At 65.7% G+C, this 26,489-nt stretch carries 25 protein-coding genes; 10 read left to right on the forward strand and 15 right to left on the reverse strand.

Annotated features, from left to right (window positions below; all coding sequences use genetic code 11):
- Positions 1-76: 76 nt before the first annotated feature.
- Both tagF and G3N94_RS27260 read left to right on the forward strand, forming a co-directional pair.
- The gene (tagF, locus tag G3N94_RS27255) at positions 77-1,069 is read left to right on the forward strand and encodes a type VI secretion system-associated protein TagF (protein ID WP_205795637.1); all 993 of its coding nucleotides are present in this window, start codon (positions 77-79) and stop codon (positions 1,067-1,069) included.
- Positions 1,070-1,073: 4 nt separating this feature from the next.
- The gene (locus G3N94_RS27260) at positions 1,074-2,021 is read left to right on the forward strand and encodes an OmpA family protein (protein WP_205795638.1); all 948 of its coding nucleotides are present in this window, start codon (positions 1,074-1,076) and stop codon (positions 2,019-2,021) included.
- A gap of 78 nt (positions 2,022-2,099) precedes the next feature.
- On the opposite strand, the gene tssA is transcribed toward G3N94_RS27260, so the two are convergent.
- The 9 genes from tssA to G3N94_RS27305 all read right to left on the reverse strand — a co-directional run bounded on the left by tssA (position 2,100) and on the right by G3N94_RS27305 (position 12,854).
- On the reverse strand, positions 2,100-3,215 hold the full coding sequence (gene tssA / locus G3N94_RS27265; protein WP_205795639.1) for a type VI secretion system protein TssA: 1,116 nt from the start codon (positions 3,213-3,215) through the stop codon (positions 2,100-2,102).
- A 65-nt stretch (positions 3,216-3,280) separates the two neighbouring features.
- On the reverse strand, positions 3,281-5,956 hold the full coding sequence (gene tssH, locus G3N94_RS27270; RefSeq protein ID WP_205795640.1) for a type VI secretion system ATPase TssH: 2,676 nt from the start codon (positions 5,954-5,956) through the stop codon (positions 3,281-3,283).
- Positions 5,957-6,013: 57 nt separating this feature from the next.
- A complete protein-coding gene (tssG, locus tag G3N94_RS27275; protein WP_205795641.1) occupies positions 6,014-7,114 on the reverse strand; it encodes a type VI secretion system baseplate subunit TssG in 1,101 nt (366 codons plus the stop codon).
- Positions 7,078-8,913: a type VI secretion system baseplate subunit TssF gene (gene tssF, locus G3N94_RS27280; protein ID WP_205795642.1), complete on the reverse strand. Its 1,836-nt coding sequence runs from the start codon at positions 8,911-8,913 to the stop codon at positions 7,078-7,080. Before tssF ends, tssG begins: the two co-directional genes overlap by 37 nt.
- Positions 8,914-9,031: 118 nt before the next feature.
- Positions 9,032-9,517, reverse strand: a complete 486-nt coding sequence (gene tssE / locus G3N94_RS27285; RefSeq protein ID WP_124599392.1) for a type VI secretion system baseplate subunit TssE — start codon at positions 9,515-9,517, stop codon at positions 9,032-9,034.
- Between the two features lie 63 nt (positions 9,518-9,580).
- Positions 9,581-10,084: a type VI secretion system tube protein Hcp gene (locus G3N94_RS27290; protein WP_205795643.1), complete on the reverse strand. Its 504-nt coding sequence runs from the start codon at positions 10,082-10,084 to the stop codon at positions 9,581-9,583.
- Between the two features lie 72 nt (positions 10,085-10,156).
- Positions 10,157-11,647, reverse strand: coding sequence for a type VI secretion system contractile sheath large subunit (gene tssC / locus G3N94_RS27295; RefSeq protein ID WP_205795644.1), 1,491 nt, complete (start codon positions 11,645-11,647; stop codon positions 10,157-10,159).
- Between the two features lie 15 nt (positions 11,648-11,662).
- Positions 11,663-12,178, reverse strand: coding sequence for a type VI secretion system contractile sheath small subunit (tssB, locus tag G3N94_RS27300; RefSeq protein ID WP_124599390.1), 516 nt, complete (start codon positions 12,176-12,178; stop codon positions 11,663-11,665).
- 37 nt (positions 12,179-12,215) lie between these two features.
- Positions 12,216-12,854: a tetratricopeptide repeat protein gene (locus G3N94_RS27305; RefSeq protein WP_124599389.1), complete on the reverse strand. Its 639-nt coding sequence runs from the start codon at positions 12,852-12,854 to the stop codon at positions 12,216-12,218.
- Positions 12,855-13,239: 385 nt separating this feature from the next.
- Between G3N94_RS27305 and tssJ the strand changes: the two genes are divergently transcribed.
- From tssJ to icmH, 3 genes are all read left to right on the forward strand, one after another.
- Positions 13,240-13,839 (forward strand): type VI secretion system lipoprotein TssJ, encoded by a 600-nt coding sequence (gene tssJ, locus G3N94_RS27310; protein WP_205795656.1) that lies wholly within the window; start codon positions 13,240-13,242, stop codon positions 13,837-13,839.
- A 102-nt stretch (positions 13,840-13,941) separates the two neighbouring features.
- Positions 13,942-15,288 (forward strand): type VI secretion system baseplate subunit TssK, encoded by a 1,347-nt coding sequence (gene tssK / locus G3N94_RS27315; RefSeq protein WP_205795645.1) that lies wholly within the window; start codon positions 13,942-13,944, stop codon positions 15,286-15,288.
- Positions 15,285-16,067: a type IVB secretion system protein IcmH/DotU gene (gene icmH, locus G3N94_RS27320; RefSeq protein ID WP_205795646.1), complete on the forward strand. Its 783-nt coding sequence runs from the start codon at positions 15,285-15,287 to the stop codon at positions 16,065-16,067. Before tssK ends, icmH begins: the two co-directional genes overlap by 4 nt.
- A gap of 133 nt (positions 16,068-16,200) precedes the next feature.
- On the opposite strand, the gene G3N94_RS27325 is transcribed toward icmH, so the two are convergent.
- Positions 16,201-16,524: a hypothetical protein gene (locus G3N94_RS27325; RefSeq protein WP_205795647.1), complete on the reverse strand. Its 324-nt coding sequence runs from the start codon at positions 16,522-16,524 to the stop codon at positions 16,201-16,203.
- Between the two features lie 430 nt (positions 16,525-16,954).
- Here G3N94_RS27325 and G3N94_RS27330 point away from each other — a divergent pair, with 430 nt between their 5' ends.
- On the forward strand, positions 16,955-17,755 hold the full coding sequence (locus G3N94_RS27330) for a transporter substrate-binding domain-containing protein (RefSeq protein ID WP_205795648.1): 801 nt from the start codon (positions 16,955-16,957) through the stop codon (positions 17,753-17,755).
- Positions 17,756-17,837: 82 nt separating this feature from the next.
- Here G3N94_RS27330 and G3N94_RS27335 read toward each other — a convergent pair whose 3' ends face one another.
- From G3N94_RS27335 to G3N94_RS27345, 3 genes are all read right to left on the reverse strand, one after another.
- Complete coding sequence (locus tag G3N94_RS27335; RefSeq protein ID WP_205795649.1) at positions 17,838-18,041, reverse strand: hypothetical protein; 204 nt, start codon at positions 18,039-18,041, stop codon at positions 17,838-17,840.
- Between the two features lie 356 nt (positions 18,042-18,397).
- A complete protein-coding gene (locus tag G3N94_RS27340; protein WP_205795650.1) occupies positions 18,398-18,658 on the reverse strand; it encodes a hypothetical protein in 261 nt (86 codons plus the stop codon).
- A gap of 287 nt (positions 18,659-18,945) precedes the next feature.
- Positions 18,946-19,488 carry a hypothetical protein gene (locus tag G3N94_RS27345; protein WP_205795651.1) on the reverse strand — a complete coding sequence of 181 codons (543 nt, stop codon included), beginning with the start codon at positions 19,486-19,488 and terminating at the stop codon, positions 18,946-18,948.
- Between the two features lie 423 nt (positions 19,489-19,911).
- Here G3N94_RS27345 and G3N94_RS27350 point away from each other — a divergent pair, with 423 nt between their 5' ends.
- Both G3N94_RS27350 and G3N94_RS27355 read left to right on the forward strand, forming a co-directional pair.
- Positions 19,912-20,967 (forward strand): histidine kinase, encoded by a 1,056-nt coding sequence (locus G3N94_RS27350; RefSeq protein WP_205795657.1) that lies wholly within the window; start codon positions 19,912-19,914, stop codon positions 20,965-20,967.
- 1 nt (position 20,968) lies between these two features.
- Positions 20,969-21,697 (forward strand): LytTR family DNA-binding domain-containing protein, encoded by a 729-nt coding sequence (locus G3N94_RS27355; RefSeq protein ID WP_205795652.1) that lies wholly within the window; start codon positions 20,969-20,971, stop codon positions 21,695-21,697.
- 197 nt (positions 21,698-21,894) lie between these two features.
- Here the strand turns inward: G3N94_RS27355 and G3N94_RS27360 are convergent, their stop codons facing one another.
- Positions 21,895-23,217: an IS5 family transposase gene (locus tag G3N94_RS27360; RefSeq protein WP_205795653.1), complete on the reverse strand. Its 1,323-nt coding sequence runs from the start codon at positions 23,215-23,217 to the stop codon at positions 21,895-21,897.
- A 543-nt stretch (positions 23,218-23,760) separates the two neighbouring features.
- Positions 23,761-24,048, reverse strand: a complete 288-nt coding sequence (locus tag G3N94_RS42615) for a hypothetical protein (protein WP_241022098.1) — start codon at positions 24,046-24,048, stop codon at positions 23,761-23,763.
- Between G3N94_RS42615 and G3N94_RS27365 the strand changes: the two genes are divergently transcribed.
- Together G3N94_RS27365 and G3N94_RS27370 are read left to right on the forward strand one after the other, a co-directional pair.
- Positions 24,047-25,885 (forward strand): cell wall anchor protein, encoded by a 1,839-nt coding sequence (locus G3N94_RS27365; RefSeq protein ID WP_241022099.1) that lies wholly within the window; start codon positions 24,047-24,049, stop codon positions 25,883-25,885. The genes G3N94_RS42615 and G3N94_RS27365 overlap by 2 nt on opposite strands.
- Positions 25,886-26,226: 341 nt before the next feature.
- Positions 26,227-26,481 carry a helix-turn-helix transcriptional regulator gene (locus G3N94_RS27370; protein ID WP_205795655.1) on the forward strand — a complete coding sequence of 85 codons (255 nt, stop codon included), beginning with the start codon at positions 26,227-26,229 and terminating at the stop codon, positions 26,479-26,481.
- Positions 26,482-26,489 lie beyond the last annotated feature (8 nt).

Below are 26,489 nucleotides of genomic sequence, written 5' to 3' on the forward strand. Positions count from 1 at the left end.
TCCAGCCGGGCGCAGGCGCCTCGGGCGCCGCGGCGGCTGTCGCGGCGGCCGCCGCATCGAACGCACAGGGGGCGCAATGACGCAAACCGTTCAGGCGCAAATCGCGTACTTCGGCAAGATTCCGTCGCGCGGCGACTTCGTGAAGAGCGCGCACAATCCGCAACTGCTGCAGACGCTCGACCGCTGGATCACGCAGGCGCTCGAGCTGCTCGCCGAGGATCCGCGCTGGAAGATCGTTTACGAGGACGCAAAGCCGATGCATTTCGCGTTCCTCGGCTCGCGCAGCCGGGTCGTGATCGCCGGGCACATGGTCGCGAGCCACGACGTGTCGATGCGCCGCTTCCCGTTCCTCGGCGCGACCGCGCTCGAGGTCGAGCGGCCGGTCGCATTCCTCGCGCGCAGCCCGCTCGCGTTCGCGCGGCTGTGGTCGCGCGTCGCGCAGCAGATGCCGGCGCTGCTCGGCAAGCAGGAGCCGCCCGGCGCGCTGCAGGCGCTCGGCGACACGCAGGTGCCGATCGACGTCGGCGGCGGCCCCGGCAATCCGCACGACGGCACCTTCAACGATTTCGTCGAGCACCAGTCGCTGTACGGCCTCGAACAGATGCTGCTCGCGAGCGGCCATCCGGTGCGGCTGCGCGGCGCGATGCTTGCGCTCGGCTCGCTGCTGCGCCCGGTGATGCAGAGCGGCTCGTCGCACATCGAGCGCGGCCTCACGCTGCCGCTGCCCGTCGACCCGTTCTATCGCAGCCTGGTCGCGGCGTTCTGGCTCGAGCTGATCGCGCCGTTCGTCGCGCAGGCCGACTTCGAACTCGCGATCTTCATCGGCACGATCGCCGAACGCGAGCGGCTCGTCATCGGCTTCAACGGCGCGTCGGCGAAGACGCTCCTGAGCGTCGTCGACCCGCAGACCTACGCCGCCCACAACATCGATATCGACGATCCGGAGTGGATCGACGCACATGCGCAAAACGATCATGGGATCAGCAAGCTCGTCAGCTACCTCGACCAACCGCAACTGTCGCTGCGCGTCGCGATCGACGCGTTCCGCGAAGCGTTCATCGGAGGCTGACGGGATGGGCAACACGATTCACGCCCGCCGCACGCTCGGCGCCGCCCTCCTCTGCGCAGGCCTGCTGACTGGTCTGCTCGCCGGCCACGCGAGCTTCGCGCAGACGAGCGGCGCGACCGTCACGCCGGTCGGCAACGGCAATGTGCAGGCGACCGCGCTGCCGGCCGCAGCCGCGCCCGCGTCGCTGACGTCCGGCACCGCCGCACTGCCGAGCGCACACCCGGCCACCATCGCGTCGCCGCCGCCTGCGAACGCCGCGCCCGGCCAGGTCGTCGCCGGCGGCAAGGTGCCCGACGAGGCGACCAAGGCCGCCGTGCTGCAGAAGCTGCGCGACACGTATGGCGCGACCAACGTGGTCGACCAGATCGAGGTTGGCGACGTCGCGACGCCGCCGAACTGGAGCGCGAACGTGCAGAAGCTGATCGGCCCGCAGTTGAAGCAGATCAGCAAGGGCCAGCTGAAGATCGACGGCACGCAGATCGAGATGAAGGGCGAGGTGCACAACGAGGCGCAGCGCCAGCAGATCGCGAGCGACATGGCGAACACGCTGAACCCGACCTACACGATCCGCAACGGACTGCGCGTGTCGGCATCCGAGCAGGGGCTGCTCGACCAGACGCTCGCGAACCGCACGATCGAGTTCGAGACCGGCAGCGCGACGCTCACGCCGCAAGGCAAGCTGATCCTCGACCAGATGGCCGCGGCGCTCGCGAAGATGCCGAACCGCACGATCGACCTGATCGGTCACACCGACAACTCGGGCAATCGCACGTCGAACATCGCGCTGAGCCAGGCGCGCGCCGATGCAGTGAAGGGCTATCTGATCACGAAGGGGATTGCGTCGCAGCAGATGACGACGACGGGTGTGGGCCCCGATCAGCCGATCGCGCCGAACGATACGGCCGACGGGCGCGCGCGGAATCGAAGGATCGAGTTCCGGGTCGGGCAGTAGTCGCGCTGCGGCCGGCTCCGTTGCGAGCTGGCGCTTCCGGCAGCGGGCGGCAGCAGAGATGCGCCGCCCGTTTTACGTTTACGACTGCTCGTCCGGCTTCACGCCGAGCAGCTCGCGAATATGCGACAGCGACCCGTCGTCCTTCACGACGCTCTCGAGCCACTTGTGCAGCGGCATGTCGGCCCATTCGGCGGCCTTGTCCGCGAGATACGCGACCGGGCTGTGCGGCTCGGTCTGCCGGAAATAGCGTGCGACCGAGCGGAGCTGGTCGACCGCCTGCGCCCGGTTCTGGATCCCGGCGATCACCGGCGCCATCGGACGCGAAACGGGCTGCTGCACGTGGGTCTCCTCCATGTAAGCCGGGGCACCGAAACTCGGCTCGATGCGCTCCGGCTGCGCGGGCGGCGCCGATTGCGACTGCTGCTGCGCGCCCGTATAGCCCTGCTCGCGCGCGAAACGCTCGGCGAGCCGGTACACGGTCTCGAACGCATCGCGGGTCTGCCGGAAGCTCGGCGCCGCGTCGCCGGCGCGCGCTTCGAGCGTCTCCTCGAACGCGTCGAGCGCAAATTCGAACGCCTTCAGGTTCCCGAGCAGCGCCGAGTAGAACGCGAGCGGCGTCACGCGCCGCGACGCGTCGATCTGCTCGACCGACGGCTTGCCGCGCGCGATGTCGTGCGCGTGATCCGGATCGCGCTTCACCGCCTGTGCGACGTGCTGCGCGACCTCCCAGTCGAGCGTGCTGAACGCGCTCGACGCACCGTCCGTCAGCGGCACCGCGCGCAGCAGCTCGGCCGTGCGGCCGGCGAGCCACGCGACGTTGCCGAGCCGGTAGTCGGTGTCGTCGCCTTCGGGCAGCGGATGCACGCCATCCCAGTACTGGCCGCACAGCCCTTCGAGCAGCGCGTAGCCTTCGCTGAGGCCCGTGATGCCGTCCTCGAGCGCGAGCGCCTCGGTCAGCCACACGGCGAGCCGCAGGTCCTTCGTCTGCGTGCGCAGCAATTCGGTTGCACGGTCGACGACGAAGCTCCAGTCGGCTTCCTTGATCTCGGTCACCCATTCGCCCTGGTCGAGCGACGGATCGTCGTAGCGCCTCGCCTCCTGGATCGCATCGAAATCGTGCGAGAACAGCAGGTCGTCGCCGCACGGCGACGCGTCGCTGATCGGCGTCAGCAATTCGGGGAGATTGATCGGCATGGTTCAGTGAATCCGTTGATGCATGTAGTTGTGCGCGCTGTTCGTTCGATCACTCGTTCGGCCACTCATTCGACCGTGTATTCGAACTCGCCCGCATCGTCCGCGCGCACCGCGATGCGCGCGATCGCCGCGCCATCGGCGATCCGGCCGAGCACATGACCCGCGATCTCCGGCAGCAGCGTGCCGTTCAGGATGTGGTCGACGTTGCGGGCGCCCGAATCGACCTCGGTGCAGCGCGCGAGCACCGCATCGACGAGCGACTCGTCCCATTCGAACACGGCCTTGTGGTTCGCGTCGATCCGGCGGCGGATGCGGTCGAGCTTCAGTTCGATGATCTCGGCGAGCACGTCGTCGGAGATCGGGTAATACGGCACGACCTTCATCCGGCCGAGGAACGCGGGCTTGAACGCCTTGTAGAGCTGCGGGCGCAGCGCTTCGGCGAGCGCGTCCGGATCGGGCAGCTCGTCGGCCGGCTTGTTCAGGCACGCCTGCATCACGGCCGGCGAGCCGACGTTCGACGTCAGGATGATCAGCGTGTTGCGGAAGTCGATCTCGCGGCCTTCGGCGTCGTCCATCATCCCCTTGTCGAACACCTGGAAGAACATCTCGAGCACGTCGGGGTGCGCCTTCTCGACCTCGTCGAGCAGCACGACCGAATACGGGTTGCGGCGCACTGCCTCGGTCAGCACACCGCCCTCGCCGTAGCCGACGTAGCCCGGCGGCGAGCCCTTCAGGCCCGATACGCTGTGCGCCTCCTGGTACTCGCTCATGTTGATCGTGATCATCTTGCGCTCGCCGCCGTACAGGATGTCGGCCAGCGCGAGCGCGGTCTCGGTCTTGCCGACGCCCGACGGCCCGACGAACATGAACACGCCGCGCGGCTTGTTCGGATCCTCGAGGTTCGCCGATGCGGTGCGCACGCGCTGCGCGATCGCGTCCAGCGCGTGGTCCTGGCCGATCACCCGCGCGGCAAGCAGCGGCTGCAGGTTCAGCACCGTGCCGATCTCGTCCTTCACCATCCGGCCGAGCGGGATGCCCGTCCACGACGCGACGATCTCGGCCACCACATGGCCGTCGACCTGCAGCGGCACCATCGGCTCGCCGCCCTGCAGCGCGCGCAGCGCCGCGACGCGCTCGGCGAGCTGCTCGCGCGTGGCCGGCACGTCGACCGGCTCGCCGTCCTCCGACGGGCCGCGCGCGCGGTCGAGCGCCGCGCGCAGTTCGGTGATCTCGGCGACGATCGCGCGCTCGCCTTCGTAACGGGCCTCGTCGATCGCGAGCTGTTCAAGTGCCGCATCGCGGGTGCCGCGCAGTTCGCCGAGCCGCTCGTCATGCGAGGCGCCGCTCGCCGCCTCGCGCTCGAGCGACGCGATCTCCGCGTCGATCCGCTCGATGCGCTTCTTGGTGTCGTCGATCGCGGCCGGTGTCGCGCTCTGCGCGAGCGCGACCTTCGCGCACGCTGTGTCGAGCACGCTGATCGCCTTGTCCGGCAGCTGGCGGCCGCTGATATAGCGGTGCGACAGGCGCACGGCCTCGGTGATCGCGTCGTCGAGGATCCGCACGTTGAAGTGCGTCTCCATCAGCCCCGCCATCCCGCGCAGCATCGCAGCCGCGAGCGGCTCGCTCGGCTCCTCGATCTTCACGACCTGAAAGCGCCGCGCGAGCGCCGCGTCCTTCTCGAAATACTTCTTGTACTCGCTCCACGTCGTCGCGGCGATCGTGCGCAGCTCGCCGCGCGCGAGTGCCGGCTTCAGCAGGTTCGCCGCGTCGTTCTGGCCGGCCTGGCCGCCCGCGCCGATGATCGTGTGCGCCTCGTCGATGAACAGAATGATCGGGTGCGCGCTCTTCTTCACCTCGTCGATCACGCTCTTCAGCCGGTTCTCGAACTCGCCCTTCACGCTCGCGCCGGCCTGCAGCAGCCCCATGTCGAGCACGTGCAGCGCGACGCCGCGCAACGGCGGCGGCACATCGTCGGCCGCGATGCGCAGCGCGAGCCCTTCGACCACCGCGGTTTTGCCGACGCCCGCCTCGCCCGTCATGATCGGGTTGTTCTGGCGGCGGCGCATCAGGATGTCGATCGCCTGGCGGATCTCCGCGTCGCGGCCGATCACCGGGTCGATCTTGCCGTCGCGCGCGCGCTGCGTCAGGTTGGTCGTATAGGTGTCGAGCGCGGGCGTCTTCGACGGGCCGGCTGCGGGCGCCCCGCCTGCCGTCCCGAACTCCGGCGTGTTGCCGCCGTCTTCCGCATCGCCCTGCCGCGGCTCCGCTTCGCTCGACCCGGCAGTGATCTCGTCGAACTTGTGCTTCAGGTCCGTCACGCGCATGTCGGCGAACTGCGCGGACATCCGCTGCGCGAATTGCGCGAGGTCCGGCGCGGTCAGCAGCGCGAGCAGCAGATGCCCCGAGCGGATCCGGCCGAGCTGCGAATCGAGCGACGCGATCAGCCACGCCTGCTCGAACAGCGCGATCAGGTGCACCGAGAACACCGGCGTGCGCGTGTTGCCCGTCTTGAGCCGCGTCAGCTCGCGTTCGAGGTCCGCGCGCAGCGCGTGCGGATCGATGCGGCTCGCGCGCAGCGCGAGCGGCAGGTCGCCGGCGGGCTCGTCGAGCAGCGCGACGAACAGGTGCTCCAGATCGACCTCGTAATGGCCGCGGGCGAGGCACGCGCTCGCCGCGCGTTCGGTCGCCTGCCGGCACAGCGGGTTCAGTTTCAGGATCAGGGTCTTGAGGGGCGTGCTCATGGAGTCGGTCTCAGGTTCGATTGCGTCGCGTGTTGTTGTTCAGTTGTTCGGAATGTGTCAATGAATCACGTGCAGCTCGTAGCGCGCGTCCGCGCGGTCGTGCGCGGCGTCGCGGGTGCACAGGAACGCGTCCCAGCCGAGCCGCGCGCCCGCGCCGAGCACGCTCGCGCCGACTTCGCTGCGCTTCAGCACGAGCGACACTTCGTATTCGAGCGTGAGCCCGGCGAGCAGCGTCAGCATCCGTTCGAGCGCGACCGCCTGCGCGCCGCCGGGCAGGAACGCCTCGTAGTCGCGCTTCGACAGCGGGCCGATCACGATCCGCGCGCGCATGTCGCGCTGCCACACGCGCTCGCCGACCAGCGCGGTCGCGCCGAGCACCGCGTTGACTTCGCCGAGCACGCTCAACTGGTCGGGCGGCACGTCGTACCACTTGCCGACGAACTGGTCGATCTGCACCGGCACGCGGAAGTAGTCGGACAGCGTGCGCTGCAGGTACGCGGCCGACATCGGCCGGTGCCGCGCGGCGAGCGCGTAGCCGGCCACCGCCTCGTCGAGCACGCCGCCCGCGCCCGCCTGCAGGCTGTCGCGCACCTCGTCGCTCGTCACGCCCGCGATCGCGAGCAACAGCGGCAGGTAGCGCTCGTCGCGGTCGAGCTCGTAATGGAACGGCAGCCGGTATTTCTTCCACGCCGAGTAGAACAGTGCGGTCGCGCGGTTCGAGAACACGTCGAAGAACGCGCGCGCCGCATGGTCGCGCTTCAGGTACTCGCGCGCGACGATCTGCTCGGTGTAGTGCAGCGGCAGCGCGCCCTGCCCGCCGAGCAGGCCGAAGAACGCGGGCGTCAGCTCGACGCGGCCGAGTTCGCCGGCCGCGAGCGCGGCGTCGCGCGCGTCGTCGGCGTCGAGCAGCGCGCCGTTCTCGTCGAACGAGCGCAGGCGTTCGATCTCGCTGGCCGGAAAGCTGATCGACAGCGAGTTCCGGAACGCGATGCGCTGCGCGACGATGTCGCCGTGCCGCCACGCGCCGGGCGCGTCCGACGCCTGCCGCGCGAACAGCCCTTCGAGCACCCGCACCGCCTGGAAGAACTCGAAGCGGTGCGGCTCGTCGAGCAGCGCGTCGACTACGCCAGGATCGATTCGCCGGTCCGGGGCTTGCATCGGATGATCTCCTCGCCGGTGCGCTTCGACACGACGACTAGTTGAACGAAACTGTTGAGGTGGACGTACAGCCCGAAGAAGCTGTCGAGCACCCGCACGAACGACGCGAGGCTCGAGCCGACGAAATGCTCCTCGTCGATCGTCAGCCGGATCTCGATGCCACGCACGAAGGTCGCGAACGGCTTGCCGGGCAGCCACTGCACGGCGCCGCGCTGCTCGATGCCCGCGAGCCCGTCGATCTGCCGCGTCGACACCGCGGTGCGCCGCAGGTCGTACAGCGTCAGCATTTCCTTCAGCGGCGCGAGCCCGTGGTCGACGAGCGACACGTGATTGAGCGCCAGATGCGACACGAGCCGCCAGTGCGCGGCGCGGCCGCGCTCGAAGCGCACGCTCGGCGTCGGGCGGCGCAGCATCGCGACGCCGCTCGTCTGTGCGCCGCCTTCCTGGAACAGGTCGCCGCCCTCGAGCCCGAACGCGAGCATCGCCGGCAGGTCGCGGTTCGTGCAGGTCAGGTCGAGGCTCAGCGTGTCGGTCTGCGGCGACGTCGGCTCGAAGTCGATGTCGACGATCGAGATCTCGGTCTCGTAGCCGGGGCTCTTCTGCGCGACCCAGTCGTTGCGGCGCGCGAACCAGTAATGGCCGACGCGCGCGGATTCGCCGTGGTGCAGCGAATAGAACGGCCGGAACTCGATCACCGATTCCTCGTGCGCCTGCTGCCTGACGAGCTTCACCGAATCGATCGAGTACACCTCGTATGCGAACGCGCGCCGCGCCTCGGCGATCACCGGGTACGACACCGCGCGGTGCGTGATGCGGATCGGCTCGCCGTGCTGGCGGAACAGGTTCACGATCGGCGTGCAGAACAGCCGGAAGTGGCTCGCGGTCAGCAGCTCGAGCAGCCGCGCGACGTGCGAATCGCCGCGCACGTCCTGCAGCACGAGGTGCAGCGTCGTGCGCTGGCAGCGTCCCGACGCGCGCGCGATCGCGGCGAGGTCGAAGTCGACGAAATCGAACTTGTCGGGGAACGCGAAATATTCGGTCAGCAGGCGGTACGCGGGGTGCGACTTCGCCGGATAGTCGATCAGCGCGTCGGCCTCGTCGAAGCCGGCCTGCGCGATCGGCAGCTTGCGCAGCGGCGTCCAGCGGCCATTGCGCTCGGGCTCGACGTACGCGCCGAGCACGTTCACGAACAGGCAGTCGGTCAGCGCGGCAACGAACGACTGCTCGCCGTGCAGGTGCGCGCGCAGCGTCGGCAGCTTCAGCGCGCCGAGGTCGAGCTGCGCGGCGAGCGATTCGAACGTGATCGAGATTACGCCCGTCGCATTCGGCGGCAGCACCGTCGCGCTCGGCGCGAGCGCGACCGGCACGTAGCGCGCCTCCGAGATGCGGATCGGCGCGAGCGTCACGTCATAGGCCGAGCGGAACCGGCACTGCACGCCGCGGATCGGCCGGCTCTTCAGCTCGGTGCCGCGCGCAACGACGACGGGCTCGGTCTGCTGGCCCGGCTGGCCCGGCGCGAACTGCGCGATCGAGCACGACGGGAACGGCCGCAGGTAGTGCGGATACAGCACTTCCAGCAGCGCTTCGGTGAATTCCGGGTAATCGTCGTCGAGCTTCTTGTTGATGCGCGCGCCGAGCAGCGCGAACGACTCGATCATCCGCTCGACGTGCGGATCCTCGCAGTGCTCGCCGGACAGCGCGAGCCGCGCCGCGATCTTCGGATAGCGTTCGGCGAAATCCCGCGAATAGCGCCGCAGAAACGATAATTCGCGCTCGTAATACGGCAGCAATTCTTCCATCGATGACCCCGAACCTCTTCCTTCCGTTGCCGGATGACGTCCCGCCGGGCGGCGGGACAGCCCGCGCGGCGGCATGACTGACTTACAACGTGACTGACAGCGTGACTTGCTGCGCGACTTACAGCGGTTTTGCGCCGCGCGCGCGCGTGACCGAATACTGCAGCGTCGACGGCTGCAGCATCGCGTCGAAATTGACCGGCTCCTCGGCCGGATGCACGACGAGCAGCGCCTGGATCGCGAAATAGAGCGCGTTGGTCGACTGCTCGTTGAGCTCGAACGTCACCTGCACCTGCTGCAGCCGCGGCTCATGGCGCGCGATCGCCTGCTGGATCGACTTGCAGATGAAGGTGCGATCGTAATGGCTCGCGAGGCTCAGGCCCGCGAAATCGTTCAGCCCGTAGGTCAGCACCGACTTCTGGCATTCCGGCAGCGCCGCCAGCTCGTGCTCGGTGTGCGCGATACGGGTATTGAGGATCGCCTCGACGTCGCGGGCGACCGTGTTCTTCAGCTCGTCCAGCGACAATTGCCGCATTGCCGCGGAAGCAGGCAAATGCGGTTCGTCGTCGAACAGCTTGTCGAGAAAGCTCGGTTCGAATCGTTTCATCAGGGCGAAGCGTGAAGCGAAAACAGCAACGGGACGACACGCGCCCCGTTGCCGCAACCGACGTTAGACCGCGTAGGTCTTGTCGTTCTTCGTCAGGCTCCAGGCGCCCTGCGTGTTGCCGCCCTGGTTGCCACCGATCTTCTGCTGCGTCTGCTTCCACTGCACGGCCGCGTACTTCAGCGAGAAGGTCTCCTCCGGCAGGCCTTCCTTCTGAACGCTCGGCGTCACGCTCGAGATGATCACGTACTTCAGCTTGACCTCGAGGTACTTGACGCGCTGGCCTTCGCCGTCCGAACGCATGAAGTCGATGGTGACTTCATCGAACGTCGTGCCGCCCGAAGCGTGCTGGTACAGCAGCGGGCTCGACGAGTCGATCTCCTTCGTGAACACCATGTCGCCGTGCTCGCAGCGCTCCGACGTATGGCCGCCGGCCGTCGACGCGGTCGCCGAACGCGGCTGGATGATGGAATGGTCCCAGGATTTCAGTTCAATCCAGCTGGCGTGGTCCTTGTCTGCGGACTCGCCTTTGATCGCCGGATTACCGAACTTCAGATACATGTCTAACATGGCCCTTCGACTCCCCAAAGAGGTGGTTTTAACGTCCTACCCAGGCGGCCCGCCCGGGCGAGATTTGCTCGCTTATGAATTTGCCGGTTTGGGCAGATCAGCGACAAGTCGCAGAGAAATCGAGAGTTCGTCGAGCTGAAAGTGCGGACGCAGGAACGCGACCGAACGATACGAGCCCGGCTTGCCCGGAACCTCTGACACTTGTACGGAGGCCTCGCGCAGCGGGAATTGCGCCTTCTGTTCCTGCGTCGCGTTGTCGTCGAGCAGGACGTATTGCGAAATCCACCGGTTGAGGAACGTCTCGACGTTCTGCGCCGATGCGAAGCTGCCGATCTTGTCCCGCATCATCGCCTTCAGGTAGTGCGCGACGCGCGATACCGAGAAGATGTACTGAAGCTGGGCGGACAGGACGGCGTTCGCATTGGCGCTATCGGTGCTGTATTTCTTCGGCTTCTGCACCGATTGCGCGGCGAAGAACGCGGCGTAGTCGGAATTCTTGCAATGCACGAGCGGGATGAAGCCGAGGTCGCTCAGCTCCTTCTCGCGGCGGTCGGTGATCGCGATTTCGGTCGGGCACTTCAGCGCGATCTCGCCGTCGTCAGTCTTGAACGTGTGGGTCGGCAGATCCTCGACGAGGCCGCCGCCTTCGACGCCACGGATCGCCGCACACCAGCCGAAGTCGTCGAACGCGGCCGTCAGGCGCGCGGCGAACGCCCACGCGGCGTTGCACCACAGGTACTTGTCGTGGTCGGTGCCGTCGACATCCTCGACGAAGTTGAAGCTCTCGGCAATCTGGCCGTCCTTCGGATTGAACGGCAGGCGGCCGAGGAAGCGCGGCAGCGTGAGGCCGACGTAGCGCGAATCCTCGGAATCGCGGAACGACTTCCACTTCGTGTATTCGACCGTGTCGAACACCTTGCCGAGGTCGCGCGGCTTGCCGAGGTCGGCGAACGATTCGAGGCCGAGCAGCTCCGGCGAGCCCGACGCGATGAACGGCGCGTGCGCGGCCGCCGCGACGTGCGACATCTGCTCGATGAAGTACATGTCTTCCGGCTGGCGGGAGATCTCGTAATCGCCGATCAGCGTGCCGAACGGCGCGCCGCCGAACGTGCCGAATTCTTCCTCGTATACCTTCTTGAACAGCGCGCTCTGGTCGAACTCGGTCGCGCTCTTGAAGTCGCGCACGAGATCGCGCTTCGGCGCGTGCAGCGCCTTGATCTTGATCGTCTGGCCCGTATTGCTTTCCTTGACCAGATAGTCGAGGCCGCGCCACGTACTTTCCAGGCGCTGGAACTCCGGCGCGTGCATCACGGCGGAAAGCTGCGCGGAGATCAGGCGGTCGAGTTCCGCGACACGCGCGTCGATCGTCGCCGACAGGTTGTCCGACACGATCACCGTGCCGTCGAGCACCTGGTGCACGAGCTCGCCGATCAGGTCCTTCGCGCGCGCATGTTCGGAATCGGATTTCGCGACCTTGCTCTTCTCGACGATCTCGTCGAGCAGCGTTGTCCCGGCGGCATATTCCGCGCCGCTTGTCTCGGCCGCAGCCGTTTGCTGGTTCATCTCAACACCCCGTCGTCATTCGCCGTCTTTGCCGTCGCCCGTGCCCTTCGCGAGCGCCTGCAGCTGCTGCGTGTTCTTCAGCACGTCGGACAGCAGATCCTCGAGCTTGTCGTTGCCGGCAAGCTTGTTGCGCAGGTCGGCGAGCTTCGAGCGCGCCTCGAGCAGGCGGCGCAGCGGCTCGACCTGCTGGACCACGTCGTCCGGACTGAAATCCGCGAGCGAGCGGAACTTCAGGTCGACCGCGAACTTGCCGCCGTCTTCGCTCAGGCGGTTTTCCACCTGGAACGCGGCGCGCGGCTCGATCGCCTTCATCACGTCGTCGAAGTTGTCGCGGTCGATATTGACGAACTTGCGGTCGCGCAGCTTCGGCTGCTCGACTTCCGACTGGCCCGCCAGATCGCCGACGACCCCGACGACGAACGGCAGTTCCTTCACCTCGATCGCGTCGCCTTTCTCGACCTCGTAGGTCAGCTGGACGCGCGGCGGCCGTATTTTCTGCAAGCGCTTCTGGATGCTTTCGTTCTTGGCCATTCGACGGCTCCCGGTTAGATGTGGTTATCCGCTCCGGTCAGCGCAGCGCGCTGAACGGATCGGCCCCGCCCTTCTGCGGCGTGCCGGCCGACGCATTCGCGGGCGTCGTCGCGGCATTGGCGCTTTCCGTGGCCGGCGCCACGACGCTCTTCTTCGCGTGCACGGGGGTGCGGTACTTCTTCTTCGCCGGCGTCCGCGTCTGCTGCTCCGGCGGGAACAGCGCGTTTTCGCCGAGCGTGTCGCGCAACTGCTTCGCGAGCGTCTGCGCGTCCGACTTCGCGTCGCCCGCAAGCGACGCATCCTGACGCAGCTCGCCGAGCGACTGCGTCGCGATCCGCAGGCCGGCGACGGCCAGCACGCTCTTGGCCTGCCGGTCGGTCTGGTCGCGCTGCAGCGCTTCCTGCGCGGCGACGATCGCCTGGCCGTAATGGTTCTGCGCGAACTGGATCTGCGCGATGCGCGACCACGGTTCCTCACGCGTCGGATCCGACTTCGCCAGTGCCTGGTACAGACCGAGCGCGCGCTCCTGGTCGCCCGACTTCGCGACAGCGTCGGCGTCGGCGAGCGACTTGTTGAATACGTCCGCGGTCGGCGGTGTGGGCTGGCTCGCACAACCGGCGATCACGCCACAAGCTACTACTACCCCGGAAAGTTTTGCGAACAGACGGTCTTTCATCGTTATATCACCGGCGCGTGAGATTTAAATCGTTGAGAATCTGCTTCTTTTGCTTTGAGAGAAGCGCGCGGGTATAGTACCGATCAATTTTTCATAATTCAATCGTCACGTGCAGAGTAATTCCTTTTAAATCCGCGCGCTACCCCTGCGAGTGGCCTCTCGGGGCGGCTGCGCGACGGGGCCGAATTCGCCCGGAATGCGCAAGTTTTACTCATTTCGCGTGGCATCGACCGGTTGACGGAAAAAATTGCCGGACGCTGCCGCGACGTGCATGTGCTTAATAGTTGAATGGCATAAAGCCCGCCATTGCCGCCGATCGCGGAAATGGCCGGTAGTTTTGACAGGGAGTAAAAGGCGGCAAGCCGGAAACACGATGAAAGCATCCATGATTCGCTATGCGCTGCCGCTCGCTGCCTGCGCGCTCCTGGCCGGCTGCGCGGCCGCCCCGCTGCTCGGCTCGGCCGCGAGCGCCGTGATGCAGGCCGCCGGGGTCGGCAAGCCCGACGTGCCCGACGCGCAGAAGCCGCCGCGCAGTATCGGCATCACGCTCGCCGCGGCGCCGAACCTGAATGCCGCGAACGACAACAAGCCGCTCGCGCTCGTCGTGCGGCTCTATGCGCTGAAGGACCCGACGTCGTTCCAGCAGGCACCGTTCGACAGTTTTACCGATCCGACCAAGGAAAAGGCCGCATTGGGCACCGACCTGCTGAATGTGCGCGAAATCACGCTGATTCCCGGCCAGCGCTATACGGCAACCGAGAAGGTGTCGCACGAAGCGCAGGCGTTCGGCATCGTCGCGCTGTTCCGCGACCCGGCGCTTCAGCGCTGGAAACTGACATTCGATCCGGCGAAGTCGGAGAAATCCGGCATAATCATCGGCCTGCATAATTGCGCGATGACGGTCACCAACGGCACCGTCATCGCGCCGCAACAAGGTGCGCCCTCGCAACCGCTCAATTTGCTTTCGTCTGTCAGCTGCGGTTAAACATGACGCATGAATGTCAATTAACAAGAGTTAACAATTGGCGATTTAATTCGGGCGCGACCAAATCGAATACTTCGCATCACGACATTAACCGGGTTTGACATGAGTTATTCGGCCAAGGTGCTGTGGGGGGAAGGGCTGTTCCTCCGGCCTCAACACTTCCAGCGACAGGATGCGTACCATGAGGCGCGCCTGTTCGAATCCATCCAGGCGATCCAGCCGTACAACTGGGGCGTGCGCTCGGTGCGCTTCGACCGCGACGCACTCGGCAGCAACGTGCTGCGCCTGGCCGATCTGGCGCTCGTCTTCCCGGACGGCGCGCTGTACGCGGCGCCGCAGGCGGACGACCTGCCGCCGCCCGTCGCGCTCGACACGCTGCCCGAAGGCATCAACGAGTTCGTGTTCTATCTCGCGCTGCACCCGCTGCGCGAGAACGGCACGAACTACAGCGACGATCCGGCCGCCGGCTTCATGACGCGCTTCGTCAGCGAGCAGTCGAGCGTGGCCGACAACTTCACCGACGCGGCCGAGGCCGACGTCACGTTCCTGAAGACGCAGGTCAAGCTGATCGCGCACAGCGAACCGCGCGACCAGCTGCTGTCGGTGCCGCTCGTGCGCGTGCGCCGCACCGCGACGTCCGGCTTCGAGATCGACGACAGCTTCGTGCCGCCGTGCCTCGCGATCGACGCATCGCCGATCCTGCACCAGCGGCTGCGCCAGCTGATCGACGCGCTGCAGGCGAAGGTGAACGCGCTGTACGGCTTTCACCGCGAGCCGTCGAAGAACATCATCGAGTTCCGCTCGGGCGACATCGCGTCGTTCTGGCTGCTGCACACCGCGAACGCCGCATTCGCGACGCTCGCGCACCTGCACCAGCATGCGGCGCTGCATCCGGAGCGGCTGTTCCAGGAACTGCTGCGCCTCGCCGGCCAGCTGATGACGTTCTCGAAGGGCTACACGCTCGCCGACCTGCCCGTGTACCGTCACGACGATCCGGGCCCCGCGTTCGCGCGTCTCGACCTGATGCTGCGCGAGCTGCTCGACACCGTGATCTCGACGCGCTACTTCGCGATCACGCTTGACGAGGTGCGGCCGTCGTTCCACCTCGGCCGCCTCGATTCCGGCAAGATCGACGAGAAGACCGCGTTCTACCTTGCGGTGTCCGCGGACCTGCCGAGCGTCGAACTCGTCGATGCGGTGCCCGCCCGCTTCAAGGTCGGTGCGCCCGACGACGTCGACAAGCTCGTGCTGTCGGCGATGCCCGGCGTGCGGCTCGCGTACACGCCGCAGGTGCCGCCCGCGATTCCGGTCCGCCCGGGCGCGTGCTACTTTGCTCTCGATTCGCGCGGCGCGCTGTACGAGCGCATGCTGCAGGCCCAGTCCGCGATGATCTACGCGCCGACTGGCATCAATGACCTGAAATTCGAACTGATCGCGGTCACATCATGAGCTACGCGCCTTCCCTGTTCGGCGACAACGCGCCGACTCCCGTGCATTCCCCGGCGTCGACGGATGCCGCGTTCCAGGCCCGCTCGCTGCTCGACCTGCTGTATGACGGCTTCTTCATGCTGTTCCTGCTGAAGAACGGCCGCGAGCCGGAGAGCGCGAGCGAATTCAGCACGCGCATCCAGGAATTCCTCGCTGACTTCGAGCGCGGCGCGAAGAAGCTGAACATCGCCGCCGAGGACGTCTACAGCGCGAAGTTCGCGTACTGCGCGGCCGTCGACGAGATGGTGCTGTCGTCGCAGTTCAGGATCCGCGCGGACTGGGAGCGCCGGCCGCTGCAGCTCGTGCTGTTCGGCGAGCAGCTCGCGGGCGAGAAGTTCTACCAGTATCTCGAGGAATGCCGCGCGCAAGGTGCGGCGCGGCTGCAGTCGCTCGAGGTGTTCCACATGTGCCTGCTGCTCGGGTTCCAGGGCAAGTACCTGCTCGAAGGGCCGGAGAAGCTCGCTTACCTGACGGCGCGCCTCGGCGACGAAATCGCGCACATGAAGGGCAAGCGCGCGCCGTTCGCGCCGAACTGGCCGCTACCGGACCAGATCGCGCACCGGCTGAAGCGCGAAGTGCCCGTGTGGGCGATCGGCGCGGTGTTCGGGCTCGTCGCGCTGCTCGCGTATCTCGGGCTCAACACGTACCTGAAGAACAAGACGCTGCAGACGCTCGCGCCGTATTCGCAGATCATCAAGGTCGGGCCGGAATCGGCGAACCTGACGATTTCGCTGCCGTAAGCGCTTGGCGGCGAGCGTACGTCGATTCACACGGAGAAGGACCGCACGGGCGGTCCTTTTTTGTTGCGGTCAGCCGTTCAGGCGGCAAGCGGCACCCCGCTCACGGCGGACGTGGACGGTTTCGCCGCGGGCGTCAAAGCAGAATGAATTCGTCGTGCTCGACATAGAAGACGAATGCGTCGAGCAACTGCGCGAGACTCGGATCGTCGACCTGATCGTGCGCGTTGATCACGATGTCCTCGATCGTGGCGCTTTCGAGCGTGATGCGCCAGCCGGGCTGCATCGCGACATCGGGGACGACGTGCTCGTCCGGGTCGCTCGTGTCGGGCGAAAACGCCCCTTCGGTTTCGAGCGTCCACGGCATCGGCGGCAAGTAGAGCCATCCGGAAAAATCGCCGGGGGTTTCGAGGATGTGTTTCAGGCTGACTACGGTCGCCGGATCAGTCGAGGTGGACATCGTTTGCATATCATTGGGTAAAGGCGTCCGCCAACGAGGATCGCGCCACGGCGGGACGCCCGGTGCGGGTGTCGTCGACGAATGCTTGCGCGCGCTTCGCGACGCGCCCCCTGCCTGGCGGGAGACGGAACACGGTGCCCGCGCGCGTGGCGCAGCACCGCATCGTCAAAGGCCGAGATTATGCCAATGAACCGCGTGGCCCGACATGCGACGGTTCGTATCCGATTTCAATCAGGGCCAATTCCGCTTCCGGTCGCGCCCGGTTGCGAGTAGTGTCTAGCTGCCCCGTATTCCGGCTGCCGGAAGCGCGCGGGCCGCGGCATTCGCGCCGCGCCCGTCGTCGGCCTGACCGGCCGCCGGCGTCCGGACCACCTGACGCACCGGGACATCGTCGCTGCCAGACGCTCACAGACAAAACAGGAGATGTGTGATGAAACCCAGGAAATTCCTGCTCTCGGGCCTGCTGCTCGCCTCGGTCCTCGGCTTCACTGCCGTTGCCGCCCACGCGGATGACCTGCTGGACTCGGTGAAGAAGGCCGGCGTGCTGAGGGTCGGTCTGGAAGGCACGTATCCGCCGTTCGACTCCCGCGACAGCTCGGGGCAGCTCGTCGGCTTCGACGTCGATGTCGCGAAGGCCGTCGCGGGCAAGCTCGGCGTAAAGCCGGAGTTCATTCCGACAGAATGGAGCGGCATCATCGCGGGCCTGCAGGCCGGCAAGTTCGACGTGATCGTCAATCAGGTCACCGTCACGCCGCAGCGCAAGGAAGCGCTCGACTTCAGCCAGCCGTACACGTACTCGGCCGCGCAGCTGATCCAGCGCAAGGACGACACGCGCGACTTCAAGTCGCTCGACGATTTCAAGGGCAAGAAGCTCGGCGTGACGCTCGGCACCAACTATGACCAGATGGCGCGCGGCGTGCCGGGCATCGAGGTGCAGACCTATCCGGGCGCACCGGAAAAGTTGCGCGACCTCGCGGCCGGCCGCATCGAGGCGACGCTCGACGATCGCCTGATGCTGCCGTACATGATCAAGACGTCGAACCTGCCGCTGCGCCCGGGCGCCGTGCTGAACGGCGGCAAGCAGGAAATGGCGATCCCGTTCCGCAAGGGCAATCCGAAGTTCGAGAAGGCGATCAACGACGCGCTGACGTCGCTCAGGCAGGACGGCACGCTGAAGAAGATCTCGATGCACTGGTTCGGCAGCGACGTGACGGTGCCGCTCGCGCAGTAATCACGTGATCGCGCAGTAATCAGCTACATCGCCGCGCGCGTCACGCCGGCCAGTCGTGCGTGGCGCGCCCCCTTTGCTCCGCTTATGCAGCCTCGCCGAAACGGGCGAGCAGCGCCTGTCCGACCGGCGTCAGCGCCGGGCGCGCGGCCACCGGATTCGCGCAAAGCGGCGCGTCGTCGACGAGACGCTTCTCGACGAGCACGGTATAGGCCGGATTGGATAGATCGACGCTGTCCGGCGCACGCGCAATGCGCAACAGCATCGAGAATTCATGCGGACTCAGCATGGTCCTGTCTCCCTGGTCTCCGACGGTTCGACACGAGCCGTCATCGATCCTTTTTTGAATGAAATGTCGCGCATGCGCTGTCGGCGCACCTGTCGCGCGCAAGATTCCGCCGATCCGTTCGGCATGGATGCGGCACCGCCGCATGTCGGATCGCACGCCGTCGCGCGGAAACGTTCCCGGCCGGCACGGTCCGGGACAGCCCGCTCGCGTGCACGTCAGACGCGCCGCTGCGACGAGAACGCAAACCATATTGGGTGATCGTGACGCTCACATGTCAGCCAAAATGGGGCGCAAGAACACCCGCCGCGCGGCATGTGGCACGCGGCATGCAGCACGCGCAACGACGGGCCCGACGCTCAGCGTGTTCGGTCGTCGCCGTCGGCTTCGTCCTGTTCGAGAATCTCGAGCACGCGCGCGGCCTTGCCGTGCAATTCGCGCTCGGGCCCGCCTTGCAGGCGGTCGTCGGCTCGCATCCACGTGTAGGCATCGAGCACTTCGTTGCTGGTCGGGCCAACGTCGAGAATCTGCGCGACGATTTCGTCTTCGATCGGACCGACGATCGCGCGTATCTCGCTCGCGGTGGCAAAGGAGCCTGCGGAATGGTGCGTGACTTGCATGATGACGCCCCCATTAAAGACGCGCGCGGCATGCCGGACGTCGCAGGCCCGAACGGTGGCGGGCGATGCACACGAGCGGCCGGCCGCGCTCACGCGGCGGCCGGAGCAGGAACTCGGCCGCCGTTGCACGACACCGTGTCAGCATACGCCTTTGCGGCGGCGATGCACGTCGTCGCCGGGCCATCCACGCATCGGGTCCCGATGCGGGTCGACCACGAGTCTCCGGCCGGAGCGGATGGACCGTTGCAACACGCGTTCGTGTGCGCCGCTCCCGTCACCTGATAGCGTCAGCGCGGATCAGCCGTGTAACGCGCGCTGTCATCCAGCGATCCGTTCGCGTGCCGGAGGCAACGCACGACCACGTTGAGCGCTCGCCCGAGCGGCATGCCGACCAGCACGCCCCAGACCGCGAACGACAGCGCGACGAAGCCGCTCGCCTGCGCCCACGGCTGCCCCGAGTCGGCCGCGTAGTGCATGCAGCTTTCGGCGGCGAACGTCAGCATCAGCGTGACCAGCAGGCTCGCGTCGCCGGGCAGTCGCACGCGCAGCCCCGACACCCCGTCGACAAAGTGAAGCCGCCAGCGGCGCGCATGAAGCCAGCCCAGTGACGCGCCGACCGCGAGCGTCGCCAGCGCGATCGCGTTGGCATCGCTACCGGCGTGCGGGAACAGCCGATTCAGGCTGGATAGACCCAGCAAAGCGAATACGACCGGCGTCAGCAACGGGCGCGTGGCCGGCACTTCGCGCGGAAAGCAGCGCTTGATGCCGATGTAAAGCAGCACGCAAAACAGGACGTAGACGTAGCTCTTGAGGTGAAGGATCGGGTTCATGGTCGGAAGCGCATCGGCCGGGTTGGAGATGGCGCCACGGTACCGCCCGAGGATCGTGCGCGGCATCGCTTGCGACGGGATGACGGTTTTCGCGGACGAATCGCGGTACGGGCCGATGGATGCGCTGGCGCGCGATCGACCGGGGCGCGGCACGGCAATCGGCCGGCCGGCTGCTGATTCGGTCAGGTAATCGCCACGTCGCGCCGCCCTCCCCGCGCCGTGTAGGCATCGTCCCGGCGTTCCACTACACTCGTCAGCGAACGCGGCCAACCATCGGCCGATCGCGCCATTCGTCGGCCTACGGTGCCGTCCGTCGCATCGGGCACCGGTCCGCATCGTCCGAAGCTAGGGTTGAGACATGCGCGCCGTGCGCGTCCACGCTCATTCGACACCATGCAACGCAGGTCTTTCTTCTCTTTCCACATGCGGCCATCCGGTCGCGACACGCCGCGGCGGCTGCACGACATCCGGGCGCTGCTCGGGCTCGCCTGCTTCAACAGCATCGTCGGGGTCGGTTTCTGGATCGGCCACAGCAGCGATGCCTTGCTTCCGTACCTGTTCGTCGCGAACGCGATCGGCTTCTGCGCGCTGCTGCTCGGCGTCGGCCTCGACCACCTGACGCGGCGCAAGTACGGACTTGCGCTGAAGGTATTCGTGCTTGCGCCGCTGAGCGTGGTCATCGGTTTCGAAATCGCCGCGTCCACGCTCGGCGGACACATTCCGCACGTGTTCGCGCCGGCCAGCGCCGCCGGATGGCAGAACTACGGCCTGTCGTTCCTCGTCGCGGGCATCACGTTCGCGTGCGTGTCGCTCTACACGCAGGCCGCGCGGATGCGCGCGACGCTCGAAACCGAGCGCCGCGAGGCCGCCGAGGCCCGCCAGGCCGAAACCGCGGCACGACTCGCGCTACTGCAGGCGCAGATCGAACCGCATTTCCTGTTCAACACGCTCGCGAACGTGCAGAGCCTGATCGAACGCGATCCGGCCCGCGCGTCGACGATGCTCGACAGCCTGAACCGCTATCTGCGCGCGAGCCTCGGCCGCACGCGGAAAGCGACGTCGACGCTCGGCGAAGAGCTCGAACTCGTCGACGCGCTGCTGAAGATCGCATCGATCCGGCTCGGCGAGCGGCTTGCGTATTCGATCGACGTGCCTTCGCAATTGCAGGCGCTGCCGTTCTCGCCGCTGCTGCTGCAGCCGCTCGTCGAAAATGCGCTGCTGCACGGGATCGAGCCGTCGATCGACGGCGGTACGATCCACATTCGCGGCCGGCGCCGCGACGACGTGCTCGAACTGAGCGTGCTCGACACGGGCGTCGGTCTCGGCGACGATGACGCCGGCCTGCATGGCGGCGTCGGACTCGCGAACGTCGCCGCACGCATCAGGACGCTCCACGGCGAGCGCGGCAGCGTCAACGTCGCAACGAACGCCGAAGCCGCGCATGGCGTCGCCGCCACCTTGCTGATTCCGATCGACTGAGATGCCGACCGCCCTCATCGCCGACGACGAACCGAACCTGTCCGCGCAACTCGCCGAACGGCTGGGCCAGCTGTGGCCCGAACTGGAGATCGTCGCGATGCCGCGCAATGGCGTCGACGCGCTGGCCGCGCTCAACGCATCGCGTCCGGACATCGCGTTCCTCGACATCCGGATGCCGGGCATCGACGGGTTGAAGCTCGCTTCGCTGGTACCCGACGTGCATGTCGTGTTCGTCACGGCCTACGACGAATATGCGGTCGATGCGTTCGATCGCGCGGCCGTCGACTACCTGCTGAAGCCCGTGACGGATGAAAGGCTGCTGCGCTGCATCGCGAAGCTGCAGCGTGGCGGGCCGGCGGTGGCACGGGGCGATGCGCTCGCGCATCGCGCGTCTGTGGAGTCTGCGCCGATTCGCTGGCTGACGGTGGGCGTGAAAGATGCGACGCGGCTCGTGCCGATCGACGACGTGCTGTATTTCCAGGCGCTCGACAAGTACACGGAAGTCGTGACGGCAAGCGAACGCCACGTGATTCGCACGCCGTTGAAGGAACTGCTGCTGCGGCTCGATCCTGCGTGTTTCGCGCAGGTGCATCGCGGTGTGATCGTCGCGTACACGGCAATCGATCGCGTCGAACGCGATCTGCTCGGCAGGCTTCGCATTCACGTGCGCGGACTGGGGAGCGTGCTGCCGGTCAGCCGCGCTTATGCGGGGTTGTTCAGGCAGATGTGAGGTAAGCGCGGCCGAAGCCACCGCGTCATGACGCCACTCGAAAATACACACGACACATCAACCAATTACACACGCATTTCGATTGGCATTTCCGTCCTGATTTGGTGAAAAGAACCGGTCACGATGTAGCGGCTTATTTTAGAAGCACGAATCTAAATAGTCGGCCCTGAACAATCCGTTTTGTCGCGCAGATAGGCTCACGCCGGCGACAGCGTAGCGGTTTTGAAGTTGAGCAAAGCGACGAGAATCAGGGCGTAAAAAAGCCGCAGCTTGCGCAGCATCATCCGCAGATTGTGGCCGGCGCCGCACAGCACTGCGTGAATCGCGTCGCCCAGCGCGCCCTTGAGCCAGTTTCGATCGAGCTTGCCGTCGGCCTTCATGTGCCCGATGGCTGGCTCAATCGCGCTTCGGCGCCGAATCATCGCCCGCAGGCCGCGCGTGATGCCTCGTCGCAAACCCGGGTGATAGATCTTCACGCCGTCGATGGCGACACCCTTGTAGCCGCGGTCGACGACGGCGATCTCCGGTTGGACGTCGCTCAGGATCGCCGCCTGTTCCAGTGCTTCGGCCAGCGTATGTCCGTCGTACGGGTTGCCTGGCATCGAGCGCGCGCCCACCACCAAACCTTCCTTGTGCGTCGTCGTGATCGACACCTTCACGCCGAACTCGTACGGTTTGCGTGCCTTGCCCTTCGCCAGGCACTCGACTTCCGGTGCGTGCAGCGCGTACAGCTTGTTTTTGTCCTTTTGCTTCTGCGACAGAATCCGCTTCGTGCGGCCGATCAGTTCTTCCAGTGCCGAGCGGCTTTCGTGCGCGACGCCATCGAGTTGCCTTTCGACGTCGCGCATCACGCGGCCCACGCGCGAACGCAATGTCCGCAGCGCCTTCTTCATCCGCTTGTATTGCTTCGCATGCGCGTAGCGGCCGATCTGGCTCGCCAGACGCGGCGCCTCGCGGTTGTAGTTCTGCCGCAGCTTCAGACCATGCCGGGCGGCCGCCTTTACCAGATGCTCCCGGCAGCGCTCAAGCAGACGCGAATCGGTCGGATGGGCGATCGCCTTCTCCATCACTGTCGTGTCGACGATTACGCGCTTCAGGCTTGAGCTCTTGATGACTTGGGCCCGTTTGGCCGCTTCGATCGTCTCGGCCAGTAGTTCTTCGACGCCGGCTTCGCCCAGCCGCTTGCGCCAGCGCGTCAAGCTCGACGGATCGATCGGCGGCTTCGTCTGCAAGTACGTCTCGCCCGTGAATACCTGCCAGTACGGGTTCTCGAGCCACTGCCAGACGACGTCCTCGTCCGACAGATCGAACGCGTGCTGCAAGTACAGCAGTCCTGCGATCAAACGCGGCGACGTTGCCGGTCGGCCCCGCTGCGACACGAAACTCACGCTCATCGCCGTGCTCAACCGATCCCAGTCGATCAGATCGGCCAGGCGAATCAACGGATGCTTCAAGTTGATCTGCTCGCGCAGCGGTTGGCGGAAGAAATCTCCCTCTGGCACCGGCGTCTTTGGACCCATCCTCACCTCGTCAGGATTTGCAGGATTCACGCGTCAATATGCCTGCACCTTGCAAATCCCACAACACCGTTTCGGCCTCGCAGCCCTTCTGCATAAGCCTTCCAGGATTGTTCAGGGCCGACTAAATAACCAGGGGGCTTGAGTAGCACTACCCAACTCGATGACGTGCGCGTGCTTGCGCGCCACGGATCGTCAATTCCCCCGAGGAAGTCAACTATCTCGCCTGGTCGCCGGCGCCCCGAAGGCTCACCTACGCCCCCTGTCACGTGAGTACGAACGCCTCATCGCGATATGGAAAATTGACGGGAATTCATTACACATTCTCGACAACGGCCATGTATCACCGGCGCAAAACGAAACGCTTCGCAGCCGTGTCTTTTGCACATTGCATAATGCGTCACCTTGCAAAATTCAGACAATTAAATTTCAAATTAGTAAGAAATAATTTATTGAGCTATCGAATATTAAGTAATACATTGCGGAGCCGATATTGCGGCGAGTGGGCATATGGCACGCCACCAGTAGTACGCACGCATCTGTCGATCAAGCATGAACAGTCACTGAGATCCGGATGCCAGAAGCGGCGTGACAGATGCTCATTCGGGTTTCCGTCGAAACCCGCCACTTCAACTGGAACAACAACATGAAGAAGAAAGACTCCTCGGGGATCGCACGGCTTACGCTGTGTATTGCCGCTACCGCCGTGCTCGCTGCATGCGGCGGCGGCGGTAGTGACGGCTCAAGCTCCGGCTCGTCCAGCTCATCCGGCAACTCGGGCACCACAGCCGCAACCTCGATGAGCGGAACGGTCGCGATCGGCAACGCGCTCATGGGCGCACCGATCACGATCCTGGACGCCACGGGCAAAACGGCCACCGTGACTTCGGGCAGCAACGGCACTTATAGCGTGTCGATCAGCGGCCTCACCGCGCCGTTCGTGATTACCGCGACCGATCCGTCGGGCGCGTCCGGAACCCTGTATTCGATCGTTGCCAGCACGGCAACCAGCAATGGTGCGCCGGTGACGGCCAACGTCACGCCGTTGACCACCGCAGTCGCGGCGCTTCTCACGTCGGGCGGCAACCCGCTCGCGCTGACGCAATCGGGCGGTCTGTCTGCCGTCACGTCGTCTTCCGTGTCGACGGCGGTGGCCACGCTCGACTCGGCGCTCGCACCGATCCTCACTGCGAACGGCCTGTCAGCCGCGTCGTTCGATCCGGTCGGGGGCATCTTCACGCCGAACCAGAGCGGCGCTGACGCCGTGATCGACTCGGTCGCCGTCGGGCCGGCAACGAAAGGCACCGGTCTGCAGATCACGAGCCTGGCCGACCCGGACACCGCGATTGCGCTGAATCAGGGCACGACTGTAGCGGCGCCGCTGCGCGCGCCGTCGCAGCCCGCGAACTATCTCGCGACGCTCGTCTCGCAACTCGGTCAATGCATGAGCGCGATGCAGGCTTCGCCCGGCGCGACCAGTCAGGCGTGTGCGTCGACCATCGATGCGAGCTACCTGAACGACGGCTATGCAAGCTTCGGCACGCGCCACTCGCTGTTCAGGAAGGGGACGACGCTCCAGGGCGTGAAGACCGTCGCGTTCCTGCCGGCGGGCACGCTGCCCGCGATCAAGAATCCGGCCGCACTCGTGTACTTCCTCATCACGGAAGCGGACGGCACGCCGAACTTTGCAAGCGACATCGTGCAGCAACTGCCGAACGGAAGCTGGGACATCATCGGCAACCAGGCGCAATACGACCTCTACATCGCGTCGTTCGTCGGCCGCGTGCAGTTCACCAATGCAGCGGACGCCGGCAACGGTCGTTTCGAATCCGGCCTGAACATCCAGATTCCGGTGAACGTGACGGTCAACGGTGCGAACCAGTACGTCGGATCAGCGCTGGTGACCGGCCCCGGGCTGCCGGCAAGCGGAATCTCCATGCTCAGTCCGAATGCCGGCATCGGACCATACCTGACTTTCCCGCTCAAAGCCGTCACCGCACCGCCCGCCCAGGCTCAGACCAGCGTGCCGTCGTGGCCGGACGTCGGCATGAGCACGCAATACAAGTGGTCGTGGGCGTCGCTGTCGGGTGCCGCCAGCTCGTTCAAGCCGACCACGCCGGACTACTCGGCGGCTCCCGTCGATGTATCGACGATCCGGCAGCATGGCGTGTACACGATCACGCTATTCGATGCCGCCGGTCAGCAGATCGGTACGCCGCAGAAGGTGCTGAACATCGCGTCGAACATGAACGCCGCGACCGGGGCGACCGTTCCGTGGCAAACGCTGGGCAGCGACGTGATCGCGAACCTGCTGACGGCCGGCGGCTCGGGTACGTCGACCGCGTCGTCCATGACGATGCCGACGGCCAACATCGACTGGACGGCGCCGGCAGCGGGTCTCGCCTATCCTAATCCGTGGGTCGCGATCAATTCGCAGAGCGCCGCGCAGTTCGCGAACGGCGTCGAGACGTATCAGGCGCAGCCGTATGACGTGATGAATTGGGCGACGCCGAAGGTCAACGGGACGACGTACTCGAGCACCATCAGCGGCTTTGTCGATCAGCTGACGTCGACCGGCAGCAACGTCAACGCGGAATCGGCCGTGCAGGTACAGCTTGGCTGGCAGGCGGGTGGCGATTACTACATCAATACGTGGCAGTACAACAACTGAGCTTGAGGCTGGGTTGTGAACCCGGAATGCTTCGGGGTCGTGGCTCGATCTGAGGATGTCTGAGGAGGGGCGCCGCGAGAGATCGCGGCGCCCCTCTTTTTTGTTTGCGTCGATCGTTGTGGCTGCGTGACGCACCGTTCAACTGAACTTATCGAGCCTGTGCACGCCGCTTCGCAGCATGCCACGCCTGCGGCCCTCGGTGAACACATGCCGTTCGGCCAATCAATCATCTCAGTAAGTAAAACGAACTATAGTCACTATCAAGCGAGAAATTCTCTTGCGCAAAGAGGATTGTCAAAATTCGTGTCGAAATCGGCTGCACCCCACCCTGGATCTGGCATATGGAATTTGCACAGCGTTTGAAAAATCTCCGTAAAGCACGCGGACTTACCCAACTGGACCTTGCAGATGCCATCGGCCTCGGCGTCCTGCAAATTCGGCGCTATGAAGGCGGAAGTGCCTACCCGTCACTGAATGCATGTCGTTATACACATCGTGACCGGCGAATCGCGGCCGCGAAAGAACACGTTTACTTTCAATGGCATAGAGCAGCGCTTGTAAACTGTCGGCGGATCGCGTCTACTTTCCGCTTTTGAGCGGATGC

The organism is Burkholderia sp. Ac-20353 (assembly GCF_017104785.1).
In the GTDB taxonomy this organism is placed as follows: Bacteria; Pseudomonadota; Gammaproteobacteria; order Burkholderiales; family Burkholderiaceae; genus Burkholderia.

Coding starts and splice junctions, on each gene's coding strand:
- G3N94_RS27330 (WP_205795648.1), top strand. CDS start 16,955: ATGAAACCCAGGAAATTCCTGCTCTCGGGCCTGCTGCTCGCCTCGGTC.
- tssB (WP_124599390.1), bottom strand. CDS start 12,178: ATGGCCAAGAACGAAAGCATCCAGAAGCGCTTGCAGAAAATACGGCCG.
- G3N94_RS27360 (WP_205795653.1), bottom strand. CDS start 23,217: ATGGGTCCAAAGACGCCGGTGCCAGAGGGAGATTTCTTCCGCCAACCG.
- tssA (WP_205795639.1), bottom strand. CDS start 3,215: ATGCCGATCAATCTCCCCGAATTGCTGACGCCGATCAGCGACGCGTCG.
- G3N94_RS27290 (WP_205795643.1), bottom strand. CDS start 10,084: ATGTTAGACATGTATCTGAAGTTCGGTAATCCGGCGATCAAAGGCGAG.
- G3N94_RS27340 (WP_205795650.1), bottom strand. CDS start 18,658: ATGCAAGTCACGCACCATTCCGCAGGCTCCTTTGCCACCGCGAGCGAG.
- G3N94_RS27325 (WP_205795647.1), bottom strand. CDS start 16,524: ATGTCCACCTCGACTGATCCGGCGACCGTAGTCAGCCTGAAACACATC.
- G3N94_RS27335 (WP_205795649.1), bottom strand. CDS start 18,041: ATGCTGAGTCCGCATGAATTCTCGATGCTGTTGCGCATTGCGCGTGCG.
- tssH (WP_205795640.1), bottom strand. CDS start 5,956: ATGAGCACGCCCCTCAAGACCCTGATCCTGAAACTGAACCCGCTGTGC.
- tssK (WP_205795645.1), top strand. CDS start 13,942: ATGAGTTATTCGGCCAAGGTGCTGTGGGGGGAAGGGCTGTTCCTCCGG.
- tssG (WP_205795641.1), bottom strand. CDS start 7,114: ATGCAAGCCCCGGACCGGCGAATCGATCCTGGCGTAGTCGACGCGCTG.
- icmH (WP_205795646.1), top strand. CDS start 15,285: ATGAGCTACGCGCCTTCCCTGTTCGGCGACAACGCGCCGACTCCCGTG.
- tssJ (WP_205795656.1), top strand. CDS start 13,240: ATGATTCGCTATGCGCTGCCGCTCGCTGCCTGCGCGCTCCTGGCCGGC.
- G3N94_RS27305 (WP_124599389.1), bottom strand. CDS start 12,854: ATGAAAGACCGTCTGTTCGCAAAACTTTCCGGGGTAGTAGTAGCTTGT.
- G3N94_RS27370 (WP_205795655.1), top strand. CDS start 26,227: ATGGAATTTGCACAGCGTTTGAAAAATCTCCGTAAAGCACGCGGACTT.
- tagF (WP_205795637.1), top strand. CDS start 77: ATGACGCAAACCGTTCAGGCGCAAATCGCGTACTTCGGCAAGATTCCG.
- tssC (WP_205795644.1), bottom strand. CDS start 11,647: ATGAACCAGCAAACGGCTGCGGCCGAGACAAGCGGCGCGGAATATGCC.
- G3N94_RS42615 (WP_241022098.1), bottom strand. CDS start 24,048: ATGAGCGCGTTGCCGATCGCGACCGTTCCGCTCATCGAGGTTGCGGCT.
- tssE (WP_124599392.1), bottom strand. CDS start 9,517: ATGAAACGATTCGAACCGAGCTTTCTCGACAAGCTGTTCGACGACGAA.
- G3N94_RS27345 (WP_205795651.1), bottom strand. CDS start 19,488: ATGAACCCGATCCTTCACCTCAAGAGCTACGTCTACGTCCTGTTTTGC.
- G3N94_RS27260 (WP_205795638.1), top strand. CDS start 1,074: ATGGGCAACACGATTCACGCCCGCCGCACGCTCGGCGCCGCCCTCCTC.
- G3N94_RS27350 (WP_205795657.1), top strand. CDS start 19,912: ATGCGGCCATCCGGTCGCGACACGCCGCGGCGGCTGCACGACATCCGG.
- G3N94_RS27365 (WP_241022099.1), top strand. CDS start 24,047: ATGGGCGCACCGATCACGATCCTGGACGCCACGGGCAAAACGGCCACC.
- G3N94_RS27355 (WP_205795652.1), top strand. CDS start 20,969: ATGCCGACCGCCCTCATCGCCGACGACGAACCGAACCTGTCCGCGCAA.
- tssF (WP_205795642.1), bottom strand. CDS start 8,913: ATGGAAGAATTGCTGCCGTATTACGAGCGCGAATTATCGTTTCTGCGG.